The sequence below is a fragment of the Motilimonas cestriensis genome, from assembly GCF_021295315.1.
Lineage (GTDB): Bacteria > Pseudomonadota > Gammaproteobacteria > Enterobacterales > CBDFNC01 > Motilimonas > Motilimonas cestriensis.
In genome coordinates, this window is record NZ_JAIMJA010000014.1 from 46,542 (window position 1) to 63,404 (window position 16,863).

Annotated in this window: 15 protein-coding genes; 5 read left to right on the forward strand and 10 right to left on the reverse strand. The window is 45.0% G+C overall.

Annotated features, from left to right (window positions below):
- Window positions 1–155: 155 nt before the first annotated feature.
- Window positions 156–1,586, reverse strand: coding sequence for a bifunctional D-glycero-beta-D-manno-heptose-7-phosphate kinase/D-glycero-beta-D-manno-heptose 1-phosphate adenylyltransferase HldE (gene hldE, locus K6Y31_RS14020; RefSeq protein ID WP_233053586.1), 1,431 nt, complete (start codon window positions 1,584–1,586; stop codon window positions 156–158).
- A 286-nt stretch (window positions 1,587–1,872) separates the two neighbouring features.
- Between hldE and lpxL the strand changes: the two genes are divergently transcribed.
- Window positions 1,873–2,796 (forward strand): LpxL/LpxP family Kdo(2)-lipid IV(A) lauroyl/palmitoleoyl acyltransferase, encoded by a 924-nt coding sequence (gene lpxL, locus K6Y31_RS14025; RefSeq protein ID WP_233053587.1) that lies wholly within the window; start codon window positions 1,873–1,875, stop codon window positions 2,794–2,796.
- Between the two features lie 116 nt (window positions 2,797–2,912).
- On the opposite strand, the gene K6Y31_RS14030 is transcribed toward lpxL, so the two are convergent.
- Entirely contained in the window at window positions 2,913–4,121 is a 1,209-nt protein-coding gene (locus tag K6Y31_RS14030) for an MFS transporter (protein WP_233053588.1), read from the reverse strand.
- Window positions 4,122–4,326: 205 nt separating this feature from the next.
- The gene (gene glnE / locus K6Y31_RS14035) at window positions 4,327–7,188 is read right to left on the reverse strand and encodes a bifunctional [glutamate--ammonia ligase]-adenylyl-L-tyrosine phosphorylase/[glutamate--ammonia-ligase] adenylyltransferase (protein ID WP_233053589.1); all 2,862 of its coding nucleotides are present in this window, start codon (window positions 7,186–7,188) and stop codon (window positions 4,327–4,329) included.
- Window positions 7,189–7,424: 236 nt separating this feature from the next.
- Here glnE and K6Y31_RS14040 point away from each other — a divergent pair, with 236 nt between their 5' ends.
- The 4 genes from K6Y31_RS14040 (at window position 7,425) to K6Y31_RS14055 (ending at window position 9,608) form a co-directional block, all read left to right on the forward strand.
- Window positions 7,425–7,838: a YjfI family protein gene (locus tag K6Y31_RS14040; RefSeq protein WP_233053590.1), complete on the forward strand. Its 414-nt coding sequence runs from the start codon at window positions 7,425–7,427 to the stop codon at window positions 7,836–7,838.
- Between the two features lie 19 nt (window positions 7,839–7,857).
- A complete protein-coding gene (locus tag K6Y31_RS14045; protein ID WP_233053591.1) occupies window positions 7,858–8,544 on the forward strand; it encodes a PspA/IM30 family protein in 687 nt (228 codons plus the stop codon).
- A gap of 90 nt (window positions 8,545–8,634) precedes the next feature.
- Window positions 8,635–9,279 (forward strand): hypothetical protein, encoded by a 645-nt coding sequence (locus K6Y31_RS14050; protein ID WP_232802298.1) that lies wholly within the window; start codon window positions 8,635–8,637, stop codon window positions 9,277–9,279.
- A gap of 2 nt (window positions 9,280–9,281) precedes the next feature.
- Complete coding sequence (locus K6Y31_RS14055) at window positions 9,282–9,608, forward strand: hypothetical protein (RefSeq protein WP_427901904.1); 327 nt, start codon at window positions 9,282–9,284, stop codon at window positions 9,606–9,608.
- A gap of 125 nt (window positions 9,609–9,733) precedes the next feature.
- Here K6Y31_RS14055 and K6Y31_RS14060 read toward each other — a convergent pair whose 3' ends face one another.
- The 7 genes from K6Y31_RS14060 to K6Y31_RS14090 form a co-directional block, all read right to left on the reverse strand.
- Window positions 9,734–10,591: an STM4011 family radical SAM protein gene (locus K6Y31_RS14060; protein WP_233053593.1), complete on the reverse strand. Its 858-nt coding sequence runs from the start codon at window positions 10,589–10,591 to the stop codon at window positions 9,734–9,736.
- Window positions 10,588–11,964: an STM4012 family radical SAM protein gene (locus K6Y31_RS14065; RefSeq protein ID WP_233053594.1), complete on the reverse strand. Its 1,377-nt coding sequence runs from the start codon at window positions 11,962–11,964 to the stop codon at window positions 10,588–10,590. The genes K6Y31_RS14060 and K6Y31_RS14065 overlap by 4 nt, the downstream gene beginning before the upstream one ends.
- A 48-nt stretch (window positions 11,965–12,012) precedes the next feature.
- Window positions 12,013–12,876, reverse strand: a complete 864-nt coding sequence (locus tag K6Y31_RS14070) for an STM4013/SEN3800 family hydrolase (RefSeq protein ID WP_233053595.1) — start codon at window positions 12,874–12,876, stop codon at window positions 12,013–12,015.
- Window positions 12,876–13,502, reverse strand: coding sequence for an HAD family hydrolase (locus K6Y31_RS14075; protein WP_233053596.1), 627 nt, complete (start codon window positions 13,500–13,502; stop codon window positions 12,876–12,878). Before K6Y31_RS14075 ends, K6Y31_RS14070 begins: the two co-directional genes overlap by 1 nt.
- Window positions 13,493–14,629, reverse strand: a complete 1,137-nt coding sequence (locus K6Y31_RS14080) for an STM4014 family protein (RefSeq protein WP_233053597.1) — start codon at window positions 14,627–14,629, stop codon at window positions 13,493–13,495. Before K6Y31_RS14080 ends, K6Y31_RS14075 begins: the two co-directional genes overlap by 10 nt.
- Window positions 14,629–15,564: an STM4015 family protein gene (locus K6Y31_RS14085; protein WP_233053598.1), complete on the reverse strand. Its 936-nt coding sequence runs from the start codon at window positions 15,562–15,564 to the stop codon at window positions 14,629–14,631. Before K6Y31_RS14085 ends, K6Y31_RS14080 begins: the two co-directional genes overlap by 1 nt.
- A 239-nt stretch (window positions 15,565–15,803) precedes the next feature.
- On the reverse strand, window positions 15,804–16,757 hold the full coding sequence (locus tag K6Y31_RS14090) for a hypothetical protein (RefSeq protein ID WP_233053599.1): 954 nt from the start codon (window positions 16,755–16,757) through the stop codon (window positions 15,804–15,806).
- Window positions 16,758–16,863 lie beyond the last annotated feature (106 nt).

The window sequence follows — 16,863 nt, forward strand, 5'->3', positions numbered from 1 at the left end:
GCGAATGGTTTTTATTATTTCAGTGGTGGAGCAACCATCTTCGGCTTCAATAACCTAATATCACCTACCTTTAGCCGCGTTCATTGCGAATGGTTTTTATTATTTCAGTGGTGGAGCAACCATCTTCGGCTTCAATAACCTAATATCACCTACCTTTAGCCGCGTTCATTGCGAATGGTTTTTATTATTTCAGTGGTGGAGCAACCATCTTCAAATTGCAGTACTTTTACCTCACCACCATTCGCTAATACTTCGGCCCCGCCTGCGATTTGTTCTATTTTGTAATCACCGCCTTTTACTAAAATATCCGGCAATACCTCACCAATTAAACGTTGGGGAGTGTTTTCACTAAAGGGGACTACCCAATCAACCGCGCCAAGGCCTGCAAGCACCGCCATACGACGGTCAACAGGATTAACCGGACGGCCTTCTCCTTTTAATGCTCGCACTGATTCATCTGTATTCACCGCCACAATTAAACGCGCGCCTAACTCGCGAGCACTGTTTAAATACGAGACATGACCTGCATGAATAATGTCAAAACAGCCATTGGTCATCACCACCTTTTCACCACGACTTTTCGCGGCCGCCACAGCCAATTTAAGCTGTTGCTCTGATAACACACCAAAACCAGTTTCTTGCTGGCTATACACAGCATTAGCTAGCTCGATTAAACTCACCGTTGAAGTACCAAGTTTACCCACTACGACGCCTGCCGCTGCATTGGCAAGAGCACACGAGGTTTCAATGGTTGCACCAGACGACAAAGCAGAAGCCAACACCGAAATCACGGTATCGCCCGCGCCCGTCACATCAAATACTTCTTTGGCTTGCGCGGGTAAATGAAGCACAGTTTGATCATCTTTAATCAAGGTCATGCCGTGTTCACTGCGAGTCACCAAAATAGCCTTAATCTCGAACTTAGCGAGCAATGCTAAGCCTTTCTCAACGATTTGTTGATCAGTTTTACAGCGGCCAACCACGGCTTCAAATTCTGAGAAATTAGGCGTTAATAACGTTGCGCCGCGATATTTCTCAAAATCAGAGCCTTTAGGATCAACCAAAATGTGCGCGCCCACCGCTTTGGCCGTTTTAATCATTTGCGCGATTTCTACCAAAGCGCCTTTGGCATAATCAGAAAACACCACCACAGGCGCATAGTTAATATTTTGTGCCACGCGCTCAAGTAATGGCGCCGGGTCCGTGTCGTGAAACTCTTCTTCAAAGTCCAGGCGGATCAACTGTTGATGACGACTGATCACCCGTAATTTGGTAATGGTAGGAAAGCCCGCTAAGCGTTCAAAATCTGCACTAATATGCATACTTTCTAATTTTCTGGCTAAGGTCTCCGCCGCTTCATCTTGGCCCGTTAAACCGATTAGCTTAGCCTTCCCCCCAAGTGCCGCCACGTTTAATGCCACGTTAGCCGCCCCGCCAGGCCGGTCTTCAATCTGCTCAACCTTAACGATCGGAACCGGTGCCTCAGGGGAGATGCGCGCCGTTGGACCATGCCAGTAGCGATCTAACATTACATCACCAACAATTAATACATTGGCATTATCAAAATCAGGGAGCGTAATTTTCATTGCGTGTTCTCGTTCTATTAGCTGCCATAAGTGTATCATAAGGCCGCAAAAAACTAACACCAACCCACACTAACCTAAATACTGGCCAAGTAAATAGCATGTTTCCCGGCAACAACGCGACTAACATAGCCTCTTTGCGTTGTTCCCCCTGAAACATACCGTATTAACTAACGACAGACTTAAGTTAAGCCGAGGTTAACGAGAAGATTCCATGTAAGTGAACCCGATTATTCGTTAAACTAAGCCGCTATTTTTGCCTATCCATTAAACCTGTAAAGTTGATTATATGAGTAAACCGCAACTTGAGCCTCGCTTTGCCCACCCTAAATACTGGGGCGTATGGCTTGGCATTAGCGCTATGTTTTGTTTATCACTGCTGCCTTATCGCCTACAGCTTTGGCTAGGCGCTAAACTTGGCCGCTTAGCCATGAAGCTGATGAAATCACGTCGTAGAGTGGCGCAGCAAAATCTCGCTTTATGCTTTCCTGAATTATCCGATGCCGTGCGCGCCGACTTGCTAAAGCAAAATTTTGAAAATACCGGCATCGCGCTATTTGAAATTTGCATGGCTTGGTTTTGGCCAGACTGGCGCGTGCGTCGCCACTTTGTCGTGGAAGGCAAAGAACACTTATTTAATGCCCTCGATGAAGGTAAAGGCGTTATTTTAATTGGCGCACATTTTTTAACCTTAGAAATGAATGGCCGCATTGGCGGCATGGTACATCCCGGCATTGGTATTTACCGTAAACACAATAACCCGCTGCAGGACTTTTGGTTTTATTGGGGCCGTACCCGCGCCTTAAAAAGCTTACTTGATCGCAGTGACTTTCGCGGCATGGTGCGCGCACTGCGCCAAGGGGAGGTGATTTGGTATGCACCGGATCATGATTATGGCAATCGCCGCTGCGCCTTTGTGCCGTTTTTTGCCGTGGAGAAAGCCGCCACTGTGATGGGTACTTCAGCATTAGCGCGCACAAAAAACACCGTCGTGCTGCCTTCATTTGCGCAGCGCTTACCCAACGGCCAAGGCTATAAAATGATCTTTAAGGCGCCTTTAGCAAACTTCCCTACTGGTGATGATATTGCCGATGCAGCGACGACTAACAAAGTGATTGAAGACATGGTGCGCAGCGCGCCCGAGCAATATATGTGGCTGCACCGCCGTTTTAAAACACGCCCCGAAGGCGAAGCCTCATTGTACAAAAAGTAGCGGCAAAATTTGCTATGTAAGCACGCCCCAAAACGGGCGTGCTTGTTTGATATGGATTAGCGCGGTCGTCAACGCAGACATCATCTTTTTTTCAATCTTATTCTCTTAACCTCATTTTATTCTTGAGTTACGCCTGCCAGAGCGTAGCTACGGACAAATTGCCACCACATCAGCAACGCCAGCACCGCACCAATAAGCAATAGAATCTCAAGGGCTAAGCCAACATCGTAAAGTGAGGCAAACAAACCCGGTGCAATCGCAGCAGCAATACCAGAGGGGGCAGCAAAACGACCTGCTCGCGCCGCATACCCTTCTCGTCCAAAAAGATCAGCAATACTGATGGCTCGAACCATGGTCATCGAACCGTTTGCTAAACCGAAAGCTAAGGCAAACAGCAAAATAGCCGCGGGATGCCACCACAATAAGGGGAGGCATAAAAATGCCAAAGGCTGAGTAGCCAGCACCCAGATAGAGGCCGCTTTGTTACCTAAGCGCTGGTGTAAAATACCGAATAATAAACGTGCTAACGATTGTGCCGGGCCAATCAGCATTAGTGCCATCAGTAATAAGTTTTCATTCATCTGCAGCTCATTGAGTAGGCTATACATATTTGCCGTTACTGCTGATGCAACTAAAGAAAAGCAAATAAAACACAGTTGTAATGCTTGACTGGCAGCGTGCTGACTTGAACTCGAGCTTGCTATAACAGCAGGCTGAACACGACTCGCCGTCGCTTGTTGATCCAATGGCAAGGCCCAAGCCAAACATAACGAAATGCCGGGGCCAATAATAGCAAAAATCAATAGGCATAATTGCCAGCCCCACTGCTCCTTGATGAAGTGCGCAAGAGGAATAAACACCGTACTGGCAAAGCCCGCCATTAAGGTAATTAACAAAATAACTTTGCCAGCATCCTGTACCCGGCGAAAGCAATAGGCAAAGCTTGCCTCGTAAACAGCCCCTGCCTTAGCCACACCTAATAAAGGAATAACGACCAGAGCCAGAGCAGGATGAGGTAGCCAAGCTAAAAGTGTCAGCAATACCGCGCCTAAGAGCGAGCTATAGGTCATCACACAGCGGGCGCCAATGCGTTCAATTGTGCGCCCGACCCAAGGGCTAATTAACGCTTCAACTAACAACAAACCACTGTAAGCCCATAAAAAATAGCTAATGGGTAACGACCAGTAAGCACTCATATCCAAAAATAATACTGGCAGTAAATACAGCAAAGCACCGTAATTTAGAGTGCAAATCAATGCTAACTGTAAGGTAGCCCAATTCAGCCGCGGTTTAACTTCTGCGCAGCAATCGAGACTGTATTCCATGAGAAGAGGATCCAAGCTGGTAAAGCGGCCAAGGCTAGCGTAAAACAATGACCGTAACATGACATTGTGAGCTAACAACCCCTAACCTAATCCATCCAATTTGATGTTGTTATTTTTTTTAATATCAACCTAGGGAAGCTAACTTAGGATAGGAGTGCGCCCAACAGAGCTAATCTTTAGCGCTGCTGGGTAAAGACATTATTTTCTATTCACTCGCGATGGGATAATGGCAAGCCACCAAACTATCCCATAACGCCATCACCTCAGCGCGATCATCTCTGTAGCGCTCGGCTGACACAATCCGCGTTTGCTGGTTCAAAGTTAAACGATGCGCTGCGTCACGGATATGACAATAGCTTTCCGACAATAATTCACCTTGTGCCGGGGTCAACAAACCTTGCTCAACACAGGTCTCAAAAATACGGATATTATCAGACCAATGGGCCAATTCTGGCAGTCGCTGGGTGTTTGCTAGCACCAAAAATTGCGCAATAAATTCAATATCAACCATGCCGCCGGGCGACTGTTTTAAATCAAACTGCGTTTCATCGGCGCGCAGCAGATGAGCACGCATTTTGTTGCGCATATCCACCACATCTTTGGCTAAGCTAGCAACGTCGCGAGTTTGACCTAAAATAGCCAACCGCGTATCGGTAAAGGCTTGAGCTATTTCTGCATCGCCATACACACAACGTGCGCGCACGAGAGCTTGATGCTCCCATGTCCATGCATCTTGTTTTAGGTATTGCTCAAATGCCGCCATCGAGCTAACCAATAAGCCTGAATCACCTTGTGGGCGCAAGCGCATGTCTACTTCATACAAAATACCAGAGGAAGTGCGGGTACTGAATAAATGCAGAATGCGCTGACCAAGACGTAAATAAAATTGCTTGTTATCTATCTCTTTTTTGCCGTTGGTGTAACCGGACACTTCAGTGTCATGTAAGAACACCACATCTAAGTCAGAGCCATAACCCAATTCAATACCGCCTAACTTACCGTAGCCTATCACCGCAAAACCACGGCGATCGGTGCCTTGCAAGTTAGAAGGCTCGCCGTATTTTTCGATCATTTGCTGCCAAGCAATATTCACCACGTATTCCATAATGGCTTCGCCAAGATAGGTTAAGTGATCGCTCACTTTCATCAAGGGTAATGCTCCAGCTATATCGGCAGCAGAAATACGCAGGCGTTGAATTTGCTTATATTGACGCAGCCCTTCCATTTGCTGCTCCATGTCCTCTTCAGGGATGCGCAGCATGTATTGGCGTAAATCACTTTTGTATTCTAAAAACGGCGTGGGGTTATACAAATGCTGCGGATCAAGCAGCTCATCTAACAAGATTGGGTGGCGCGCTAACTGCGCGGCAATACGCGGGCTAGCATCACACAAGCGCACCAATTGTTTCAGCGCGCCATGGTTCTCATTAAGTAGCTCAAGGTACGCGGTGCGCGTCATCACGCTAGTCAGTAACTCAACTAAACGTTCAATTAAAGCGACCGGTGCATCTTTTGCCAGCGCTTTACAAGTTAGCAAAGGCATCAGCTTTTTAAGGTTTTCGCGGCCTCTTGGCCCCACCGCGCGGCGCTGCGTTTCTTTTTTAAAGTCGGTAATAACACGGAAAAACTTACCCGCATCCTCGCTGTTAAGTGCAAATTTTTCCAGTACTGTTACCGCTTCATCTTCTTCTAAATCATGGAGCCAAAGCTCTGTAATATCACTGTCTAAATCAGAGTCTTCTTGGTCGTTTTCACCCACTACCCAGTCAAACTCTTGATTCACTTGCAGCATCACCTGACTCAGATATTGGTAGAACACACCCCAATCTTCATACCCTAGCGCAGTAATCAAACGCTGCTTGTCGAGATCGTTGTCTGGCAAGGTTTGAGTTTGCTTGTCATCAATTTGTTGCAATACGTTTTCAGTGCGGCGTAAAAAGTCATAGCTTTCCAGCAAGGTGTTAACGCGCGTTTCTGGCATGACATCTAAGGTAATCAGTGCGCGTAGGGTTTGTCGCAAGCCCTTTTGTTGCAGTAAAGGCTCGCGGCCACCGCGGATCAACTGAAACGCTTGGGCCACAAACTCAATCTCGCGGATCCCGCCCGCGCCCAATTTAATATTGTCTTTAAGGCCTTTACGACGCACCTCGGCACTGATCATAGCTTTCATTTGACGCAGAGATTGAATCGCGCTGAAATCAATGTAACGGCGAAATACAAAAGGACGCAACATGGTTTCAAGCTCGTCTTTGTAAGGCGTTTGTGGGCCTAATACACGTGCTTTGACCATGGCGTAACGCTCCCAGTCTCGCCCTTGAGTCTGATAATAGTCTTCAAATGCTGCAAAGCTCATCACTAAAGGGCCAGACTCGCCAAAAGGACGCAGGCGCATATCCACCCGAAACACAAAGCCGTCAACCGTGGCTTGATTTAACGCCGCTATCACTCTTTGCCCAAGGCGAATAAAAAACTGTTGATTCGATAATTCACGGCGGCCACCGTGGGTTTCGCCATTTTCTGGAAAGGTAAAAATCAAGTCGATGTCAGAAGAAAAGTTTAACTCTTTACCGCCCAGCTTGCCCATCGCCAAAATATAAAATGGCTGCACCACATCGTCTTCACTTCTAGGCTCGCCTAATTCGCTACATTGCTTGTTATAAAGCCATAAACTACTTTGACTAATCAGTTCATCGGCTAAGCAAGAGGTATGCTCTAAGCTTTCTGATAAATCAGATTTACCCAGCAATTCTCGCCAAGCGATAACCAGCATGTGCTTGCGACGAAATTGTCGCAATAGGGTATGTAACTTGGTTTCATCCTGACACGCTGCTAGCCGTTCGCTTAACTCAGTCGCAATGCTGCCACAACGACTGTCTTGCTCAAATAAACCTCCGGAGAAGCATTCTTCTAATAATTCCGGTTGCTTATAGATACTACTAGCAATAAAGTCGCTTAAGCCAAAGGCTTGCCTAAGCTGCGCGGTTTGCTCTGAGGTTAATGTGTTTAGGTCAATCAATTCTCCTAAACGCTGTAAATGGTTGTCGGCGGCTTGTGTCAAATGATCCATATAATTATTCTCTGCTTCATCACCTTGGCATAATTTCTTCACTCTACCAATTCAGCTAGATATCGCCAGCTATTTGCAGTTAAATCAATTAAATTGACACAGCGGCGCAGATATTTTAGCTTGAGCCCATAATGATTATTTATTGATTTGAATAAAATCTCACCAGAGCGCTTGACATATTATGTCTAGCACCCTAAAGTTAACACATCAGACATATTATGTCGCACAGGAGACGTATGAACATTCATAAGATAGCCACATATTTAAATGGATTAACCGATCAGTCTGATACCGGATTAATTTTTGATTGTGTTCCTATCGCTGGCGAAGTTGATGTATTGCGAGTGGACATTCAAGGCCGTGAAGAAATTCCGGTGTTCGTATCAGTAACCGGTGACCAAATACTTTGTATTTCCTACTTATGGGGCGAAGAAGAAGTCATTGAAGGTAAAAAAGCCGAAATGATGGAAGCCATGCTTGAAATGAATATTCCAATGCCGCTTTCTTCTTTCGCCCGAATTGAACACAAATATGTGATCTTCGGAGCATTATCAGAACACTCAACATTAGCTGATATCGAACATGAAGTCAGCGTACTGAGTGATAACAGTTTGGAAGTCATTACCGAAATGGCTGACTACCTCAAATAAACGCTTGAAGGAGTGACAAATGAGTATTTTAAAGAAAATTATTACTGCCGTTCGTGGTGGCGCACGTGAGGTTGGAGAAGAGATTATTGACGCTAACTCAACGCGTATTTTTGAACAAGAAATTCGTGATGCGGAAAACCACCTCACCAAAGCAAAACGTGATTTAACTGAAGTCATGGCTAAACAAATGCAAGCAAGCCGTGAGCTAGCGCGCGTTAAAGGCGAAATTAAAGAGCACGAAGGTTATGTGGCACAAGCACTAAGCCAAAATAACGAAGCCCTTGCCCTTGAAGTCGCTGAAAAAATTGCGCAACTTGAAGTTGAACTACAAGAGCAAACAACATCTCACAGTAGCTATGAAAAAGCGGCTTTACGCTTGAAAGATTTAATCAAGAAGAGCGAGCGTCAATTGGCTGATTATCAACGTCAATTGAGCATGGTGAAAACCACTGACAGTGTGCAAAAAGCCACTGCGGCCATCACCGACAGCTTTACTTCAAGCAACTCTAGCCTATTAAGTGCAAAAGAGTCACTTGAACGCATTAAGCAAAAGCAAGCCATGTTTGATGACAAACTAGCGGCCGCAGAGCAACTGCAAGCAGAGTCTGGTGACCAGTCACTTAAAGACAAGCTGAAAGAAGCCGGCATTGGTCAGCAACAAAGCAGCGCTAACGCTGTGTTGGAAAGACTCAAAAATAAAGGCTAATAATACCAGCCGGTAAAACAGGTGGCTTAGGCCGCCTGTTTTTGTTTATGCTAGGCGATATTGCCGCACAGACGTGATCGCGAGGACAACATGAATATTTTTAAAAAATTATTTGGCAAGCCTGCTGAAAAAGTAGGGCGTGAACTGACTCGCCCTCACCAACTGCAAGTGGGTGATTTACTAAAAATGAGTGATAGCTTTGGTTTGGCTGAATCATTTCGTAACCAGCAATTTGAAGTGCGCGAAGTTCATACCCAAGAGTTTCAATATCGCCAGCAAGCGCAATTGATTTGCCAAGGTGCAGCCCGCGAGCCGGTATTTATACTCATCGACGAAAAAGACCAGCAGCATATCACTCTCAGCACACTATTACGCCGTGCGGATGTTGAGTCCTTATTTGATATGGATGCCTTTTCCGAAATTTTCGATGAGCCCGGCAAAGCACGCCTTACGCCACTAACTCAAACCAGCCCATGGCAAGCCTTTTTAGCCAACAATTATGTGCAACAAGACTTCGCTACGGTTGGCTACTACCACCAGCAAGATTATCGTGGCACGAAACCACCCGCCTATACAGACCAGTCTCACGGCCGGCAATTTGAGTACTTTTCTTTGTTTGGCGAGCAAGAGCAGCGCTGGATTGAAATATATGTATTTGAAAATGGCGACACAGACATATATCTTTCAATAAAGCGTCCTTTAACCGACATCGCAGAACTCTGGCCTAAAGACTAATTATTATGACGACAGATAGAAAATTACCCGAAAAATGGGCAAAATCAGCCAAAGCCGCCAAAGCCGTACAAGTGGCTTTTGATATGGATGAAAAAGTGCAATACAGCATCCGTAAAAGTGCGTTAGATGAAGGCATTAGCCCATCAGATCAAATTCGCCATATATTAGATTTACCCGTCACCCGCAAACCGAAACGTCCGCGCTTAACGGTTTCTCTTAGCGCAGAAGATTATGAGCAGCTTGGTCAACGTTACGGCTTAGCCGCCGAACAACAGCTCGAAATAAAGCGTCGCGTAATGGAAGAGTTAGCAGCCTTTTCAAACAAATAAGCATCAACCTTGATGCTTATTTGGCTTAACTGGGATGCTAAAATTTTACTTACTACGCTGGTTTTATACTTCAATAAACAAGACGCTAACCTCGCGCCCTTCCCAAAGAATAATTTTAGTAGTGGTTATCCCTTTATTGGTATCCGCTCCAACAACCCGTCGCCGTATACTTTTTCTAGCTTCAGGTGCGGCAAGTGGCGATAGCCAATGTAACAATCACAGCTTTGATTCGGACATAAGTAATGTTGATTCAATAAACTATGCAACTCTTGTTGGTAAACATTACCCAAACTTTGCTTAACAAAATGGCACGGCTGAATATAGCCTTCACCATCCATGGATAAGCTGGTCACACTGGCACGACATTCGCGATTTAAACTGGAATAATTTTGCTGATTAAGATGAAACCAAGGATCCAACTGGGCATAAAAATCACGTTCATCTGGCAGATAATAATCGAGCTGATCTTTATAAGCATTCACCCATAAATACACTTCTGGATGCAGTTGTTCGCGCAGCGCTTTAGCCTTAGGTATATTTTCTTTAGTGCCAACTATACCGACACTATAACTCACCCCTAACCGATCAAGTTGTTGGGTTTTCATAACAAAATCAGCCAAGCTAATTTCACTAGGGTGATAGGTGATCCACAGGGCTAACTTGTTCAGGTTAGCCTGCTTTAACCAATCTATCGCCACGCTCATATTGGTTTGAATCACTACTTTTTCAACATGTTCCAGATGCGACAGTGTCACCAAGGCTTGACGATACCAACTGCGTACTAATGCCTCCCCCCAGGGGGTAAATAATAGCCTAAAACTATCCTTAGCTTGTCGCGAACTAACCCAAGCAACAAACCGCTCAATTGCCAACTTGTCTTTCGCCCGAGTAGCGGCGTCATCAAACGTTTTGGCAAAAGGACAGTAGTCACAATCGTAATTGCAACTGGCTAACGGGCCGCGATAGGTAATATCTAGCCTCATTGCAATTGATACTCGCTCATGGCTTGTTTTACTTTTTGTGAAGCAAACCAAGGGCCAATGCTATCAGCTCGCTCAAACCCCGCTACGGTAAGCAATAGTAATGCCCCGGCCTGCTGCACTAAGCCAGCATTAATTAATGTCGTTAATGCTGGAAAATCAACCAAGGCACTGCGCTTAAAACGTTGCTCATATTCCCTTAGGTTTAACCCATCAGCAATCAATAACGATTGCATCACAAAGCGACGCTTACGTTCATCAAGCGTTAACTTAATGCCGTAGTGAGCATGGCTAAAGTCTGCCTCGGTTTGCTGAGTAAAATGCCCAATAATATCTTTAACGCCATGGCGCCCAACGGCATATTCCGATGAATAGTGTAAGGTTTGAGTGTATGAGCGAGCACCGGCTCCCAGCCCTAACATACCGTCTTCCTGACAAGAATAATGAGGCAGATCTAACTCAGTCAGATCTGTGCGCCTAAACATGCGCATCGACACTTGTTGATAGCCATTAGCGAGCAAAAAGTCACGACCAGCTCGATACAAAGCCAGCATATCCGTATCGGCCAAATCCGGCACAAAACGCGCTTGCTGCTTCACCTTGCCAAGGCCCGTTGCTTCTCTTACGTATAACGGATATAAATAAAGCTCTTCTGGATTAAATTGCAGCGCTTGCTCAAGGGAATGAAGCCAGGAGGTAACCGTTTGTCCAGCGATGCCATAGATCAAATCAAGGTTCAAATCCGCCTGACTGTACTGACGTATTGTTTCAATCGCCTTAAACACCTCTTGCTTACTTTGCTTACGCGCTAAGTTTTTCACCTCTAGATCGGTAAATGATTGGATCCCCATACTAATACGACTAACGTTACGCTCCGTTAACAGCTGAATTTTTGCCGCCGTAATGGTTTCTGGTGAGGTCTCAATACCGATGGGAGTATTGACCTGCATCCCAGCAAAGTCGGTTAAATCAAATAAACGCTCCAACTGTAATTCAGTTAAAAAAGTTGGCGTGCCGCCGCCTATGGCATAGCGAGCAAACTGCGCTTGCTCTATTACCGGCGTTAACGCTTTAATTTGCCGCTCAAGCGCATCAAGGTATAAATCGGGTAAGGTTTTTTCAGGCTTAACTAAGGTAAACAAGTTACAAAAGCCGCAACGCATACTACAAAAAGGAATGTGCACATATAAAAATAGCGCATCTAACTTTTCTTGTTGCCATAAAGGAGCTAACGCCACCCGCTCTTCAAACGGGCGATATGCCGTTTTATGGGGATAAGAATAGGCATAAGCTTGATAAACGGGGCCATCTAATATTTGGGCTAAATCAGTTGCCGCTGCACTACTTGGCTGCGCCGTTACAGGGTTACTCTTCATAAATCTCAAAGCCTATAAAATGCGTGGGAATAATCCCAATAAAAATACTTATTGCGCGGCGCGCTGAATAAACTGCGCATAAGGTACAGTCCATACAGTTTCATGAGCGAGTCGGTGGCCACTATAGCCCTGCTCGCCATAGCAGGTACCGTGATCTGAGCACAATATAAATAAGGTGTCGCGGCGCGATTTAAAATAATCAAACAGCCGTTGTAACTGGTTATCAACATAACATAAAGCTGCGCCATGAGAGCGCAGATCATCCTCCTTGCAGCCTTGTTCAAGATGCCTAGCACTGTAAAAATAATTAGGCTGATGAATCGCCGAAATGTTAATGAATAAAAACGCCTTTTGTGCCACGGGCGCTTGCTTGAGCAAATGTATGGCTTGATCAATTTGCCGCTCGGTTGAGTCAGGTGCCGTTACCCCTGTTTGCTCCGACCAATAGCTATGCTGAAACAAATTTGGCAAGGTTTGACCAAGGGGCGTCAATTTATTAAAAAAGCCAACGCCGCCAATGCACAAAGTTTGATAACCTTGCTCGGCCAAACCTTCCACGATTGTCGCCTGCTGAAACACTTGTGTGTTTTTATCGATAGAGCGGCTACCGTGAAAATCTACCGCCATTAACCTTGGTGCCAGAGGATCATCTATCGGGGTAGGGAAAAAACCACTAAAAATAGCGTGATGAGCCGCGTAAGTGAAGCTGCCAGGACTGTGCCTAGGTTGCCATGCGCTAATAAACTGGCCTAACACCGGCAGCTCGCCTTGAGTTAATAACGTTTGCGCCACATCAAAGCGCAAGGTATCTAAGGTCAACAACACAATATCGTGGCTGCCCACAATCTGATTCATGTTCAATGAAATAGATTCATCTAACAGACTCGCTTGACCATTACTTCCGCTGGACATCACTCAAGCACCTCAGTTAGCAGTTCGACATTCGAGATTTGATAGTCGATTATGTCAGGTTCAACTTGTCTCTCAACATTAACCCACACTGTTTTCATTCCTAACTTTTTCGCTGGGACCATGTCTCGCGAAAAATCATCACCAATCATCACGCAATCACGAGCATGAAAACCAGCCATACATTGACGGAACACCTCAGGATCGGGTTTATGTAGGCCCACCTCAGCCGAAACAAATATTTTGCTAAAATAAGGCGCTAGCTGCGCTTGGGCTATTTTTTCCCGTTGCATCAAGCTTGAGCCATTAGTTAACAAATGTAAGGAGTGGCGTTGCCCCAATGACGCCAATAATGACTGAAGGGATGAGTCTGGCTGGATGTATTGGGGTAGCATTTCAAAGTAACGCCAAAGTTGTTCGTATTGCTGTGGCAAGTCTGGAAAAGTGTCCATCAAATACTGACAAAATTCAGCGCGCGGCGTGCGACCCGAATTATCTTGCTGCAACATTCCTTGCCACTGTGACTCATCCAGCGTAATACCCAAGGTCGTAAATAGTTCGGTTAAGCATTGCTGAAATGCGCTATCACGGTCAATTAGCGTATTGTCTAAATCAAAAATTAATAACATTGCATTGCCTTCACTTGCGCCTGATAACTACTGAGCCCTTGATAACTCACGCGAGGGAGTAAATCACCAAATCCATTTAATTCAACCACCCTCGCCTTCAACTTACCACAAATCACATCTGCGCCAATGCAACCCGCTTCAGGAAAAATACTTGCCGCTTGTTCGGCCACTGCAAATGCTTGCTGTAACATGCGCTCACCATCATGATGGGCCAATATGTCACCGCGTTGATTGCCTAAATGCAAATTAGTCATCGGAGTTAAGCTGGTACGTGTCACGTAATGCCCCGCCTTACCATTAAGCAACAAGATACGTAAATCAAACTGACGCCCATTAATTTGCGGCTTAGGAACCCAAGCCTCGACATAAGCTTGCTGCAAAACAATTTGCTGCAAAAGCTCGGCAATTTGTTCTGGCTCGCGATACGTTTTTACCTTAAGGGAGTTATAAAAGTGAGAGTGAACACCATCAACCACCCGCTCTAAACTGGTTTTAGCAATCAAATCACCTGTTTTCGGGTTTAGCCTTAATGCCATGACTCCTGACGCTGAAGAGCCATAACGGCTTTTTACAAACACTTGATAGCAGCGCCGCTGTCGCATTTGTTGCACCAATTCAGGTAAGTTATTGATTGGCTCAAACAACAAAGGCGTCGGCACCTGATGCTGACGCAAATACTGCTGGCACTCCCATTTATCCGCCATCGCTAAAATAGCCCGAGGGGAGTTCAGATATTGTAATCGCGAATTCACATCATCCGCTATTTGCTCAATGGCATGGGCAACTTCAGTCAGTAAGCTTTTAAAACCTAAAAACCACTTATCAACATGATGAAAACGCCCCTTGTCGTTGGCAAGTTGAGCAAATTGATTGGGATTAATGCGCTGTAAAAACGCCTTTTCAACCGCGAAATTTTCCCCCGCTGAGTCGATTTTCACCAACCATGGCCGTCCCAAAAAAGACCTTAATCGCTGCGATAAAAATAAAGGTAAATGAGGCGTTTGTAATAATTCCAAATAGCTTAACAGCAAATAATCGGCATCATTAGGCAGCGCTTGTTGAAACAAATGCTGCCTACGATTCTCTGGATTACAAATTAATATCCAAAGTGGTTTAGCCGTTGACATTATTCAGCAACAGACACGTAGCGGTAAACATCACCGTCACCATCATCGTCAGCTTCTTTTTGATCATTAACTTGAATATCCAAGCCTGAAGCCAGCAGCTTTTCAACCACTTCAGCAGAGAGGAAGTTTTCCGACACGTCTATTTTTTTACCTGCCAATAAGCCTTGATTCGCTATCAGTAGCTCAGCGCCAGCATCGAGCATGATCCCCATCGACAAGTCGATGTCGGTTAATTGGCCTAATAAGTCACTCTTAACTAACTCAGCCACTATTTCATTTTGAATTTCACTATTTTTTAATGCAAGACTGGTTAGCTTAGGAAAAAGTTGTTGCGACATCAGCGGCGTCACCGTGCTGATATCACCATCCCAACCATAACTTTCATCACCGAGCCATAAACCTAACGTTTCCAGTGCGGGTAGCTTCGCATTAGCCACGGCAGCGATCACATCACTGCCTAAACCACCACTTTCAATGATCAAGGTTTTTAAGTTTGAATGGGCGATGTCACCTAATTCTAATCCTTCTGCGCCACGAATTTGCAAATGTTCAAGCGCTGGGAATGTCGCCCAAAAGCGGCTGTAGTTACCTTGGTTAATCCAGGATATTTCATTTTCTTCATAAGTCATTTCACCAATAAAGATGGCCTTTAAGCCACTTAAAGCCGCGGCGTGCTCAACCAAAAAGTCCACGTATATACCAGCATCATTTTCATAAGCCTCTTCCCAACAGCCAAGTATCAAAGCTTGGATTTGATTCACTTTTGGGTCATTAATCAAACGCGCTAGTACATCAATCATTTCAGCGCCATCTTCCGCGGCATCGTAATCTACTTCAAGGCGTATTGCAGCATTTGCATTTTGCACCCCTTTGTCGGCGTCAAACTGCTCAATTGGCAAATCATAAAAACGTTCAATATGAGAAGAGATAGTCATGGTTACACTCCAAATAAATATATGTTTGAGATAAAAAATACACAATGATTTGATAGAACACTAAGATACATATTTTGGGTCAAAAAAGCATTAAGCGACTTATATACCCAATCAACTTGAAGATGCCTAAAATCAAGCATCTCCAGGTTGATTGGGTATAGTTTATACGCCACAAGCTCAATGCTATAAAATTGAGGTATAGTCCCGATATGCGCCAACCTCACTTAAACGAACCCGCGCTACAGCTGGATATCCAAACAAATGGCGATTGCTGCCAAAGCTGCTTTCTCTTGTTTACTGATCTTACTACCAAAGCCAAAGAAACCACCTGAAGCCTCTGCTATCAACTTGCCCATCATCAGTAAAGCCACCTTAAATTCATTAGCTTGCGACTCACTCAGGTTTTGCTCAACAATGACTTTCAAAGCCGCCAGCTCTTCCATAAAATCGAACTCTTGACTTAACAGTTTCATCAGCTGTTCAGGCAATTCACCCATAATATTGGTAATAATTCGATTCATCGTTTGATTTGCGAGAAAGTCAGGATGGGTTAGGACATCGGCAAACTGTTTCATCTCTTTTTTATCAACTTTACCATCTGCCGCTGCTACCAAGAAAAAGATCAAAAACGGCGCTTGCTTAAGTCGGTCAAACTCTTCAGGCGAAAACGTCACGCTTCCTTCTCCTTCATAGCCAGAGCCATTGCCAGCTTGATCTTCATATTGCTCAGCCCAAATTTTACCACCTTGCTCGTGGGATTCTAATCCAGCAAAAAACGCCGTTGAAATCCACTCAACATCCTCTGGCGCAAAGCCTTCTAGGCCGCTAACTTTTAAACGATGTATAGCAAAACCCAACTCATGATTCGCGTTACGGTATGGCAACAAAAACTGAACTGATTTTTTAGGATCTTCTGTAAACTTAACATCGACAATAAGTGAGTCGGTACGCCCCGAATCCAACGTAACATAACCATCTTTAATAAAGGTCGCGCCCTTATATTCATTCGATAGCTCGCTTAAGCTTCGTTCGCCCATTGCAATCGCATCAGCAGAGCCCATCGCTAAACGCTTCATTGGGGTTTTACCTTCATGGTCTAAATAACCCAAAATGGGGATCAAGGTCTCACCTTCAGAAACGTTCCAAATTGAATGGGAGGTAAAATTACCCGCCATCGTAATAACGTCTTTCATTGCTATATCCTTATGGTATTAGTATCAGTTGTCAGCGGTAATATGAATTAAGTCGGACAGGGAAAATAATAAACAGAACAACCTAGCGTTTGACAAAAAATTCACA

Coding starts and splice junctions, on each gene's coding strand:
- K6Y31_RS14065 (WP_233053594.1), bottom strand. CDS start 11,964: ATGAAGAGTAACCCTGTAACGGCGCAGCCAAGTAGTGCAGCGGCAACT.
- K6Y31_RS14080 (WP_233053597.1), bottom strand. CDS start 14,629: ATGTCAACGGCTAAACCACTTTGGATATTAATTTGTAATCCAGAGAAT.
- K6Y31_RS14075 (WP_233053596.1), bottom strand. CDS start 13,502: ATGTTATTAATTTTTGATTTAGACAATACGCTAATTGACCGTGATAGC.
- K6Y31_RS14060 (WP_233053593.1), bottom strand. CDS start 10,591: ATGAGGCTAGATATTACCTATCGCGGCCCGTTAGCCAGTTGCAATTAC.
- K6Y31_RS14045 (WP_233053591.1), top strand. CDS start 7,858: ATGAGTATTTTAAAGAAAATTATTACTGCCGTTCGTGGTGGCGCACGT.
- lpxL (WP_233053587.1), top strand. CDS start 1,873: ATGAGTAAACCGCAACTTGAGCCTCGCTTTGCCCACCCTAAATACTGG.
- K6Y31_RS14050 (WP_232802298.1), top strand. CDS start 8,635: ATGAATATTTTTAAAAAATTATTTGGCAAGCCTGCTGAAAAAGTAGGG.
- K6Y31_RS14070 (WP_233053595.1), bottom strand. CDS start 12,876: ATGTCCAGCGGAAGTAATGGTCAAGCGAGTCTGTTAGATGAATCTATT.
- K6Y31_RS14030 (WP_233053588.1), bottom strand. CDS start 4,121: ATGGAATACAGTCTCGATTGCTGCGCAGAAGTTAAACCGCGGCTGAAT.
- glnE (WP_233053589.1), bottom strand. CDS start 7,188: ATGGATCATTTGACACAAGCCGCCGACAACCATTTACAGCGTTTAGGA.
- K6Y31_RS14090 (WP_233053599.1), bottom strand. CDS start 16,757: ATGAAAGACGTTATTACGATGGCGGGTAATTTTACCTCCCATTCAATT.
- hldE (WP_233053586.1), bottom strand. CDS start 1,586: ATGAAAATTACGCTCCCTGATTTTGATAATGCCAATGTATTAATTGTT.
- K6Y31_RS14085 (WP_233053598.1), bottom strand. CDS start 15,564: ATGACTATCTCTTCTCATATTGAACGTTTTTATGATTTGCCAATTGAG.
- K6Y31_RS14040 (WP_233053590.1), top strand. CDS start 7,425: ATGAACATTCATAAGATAGCCACATATTTAAATGGATTAACCGATCAG.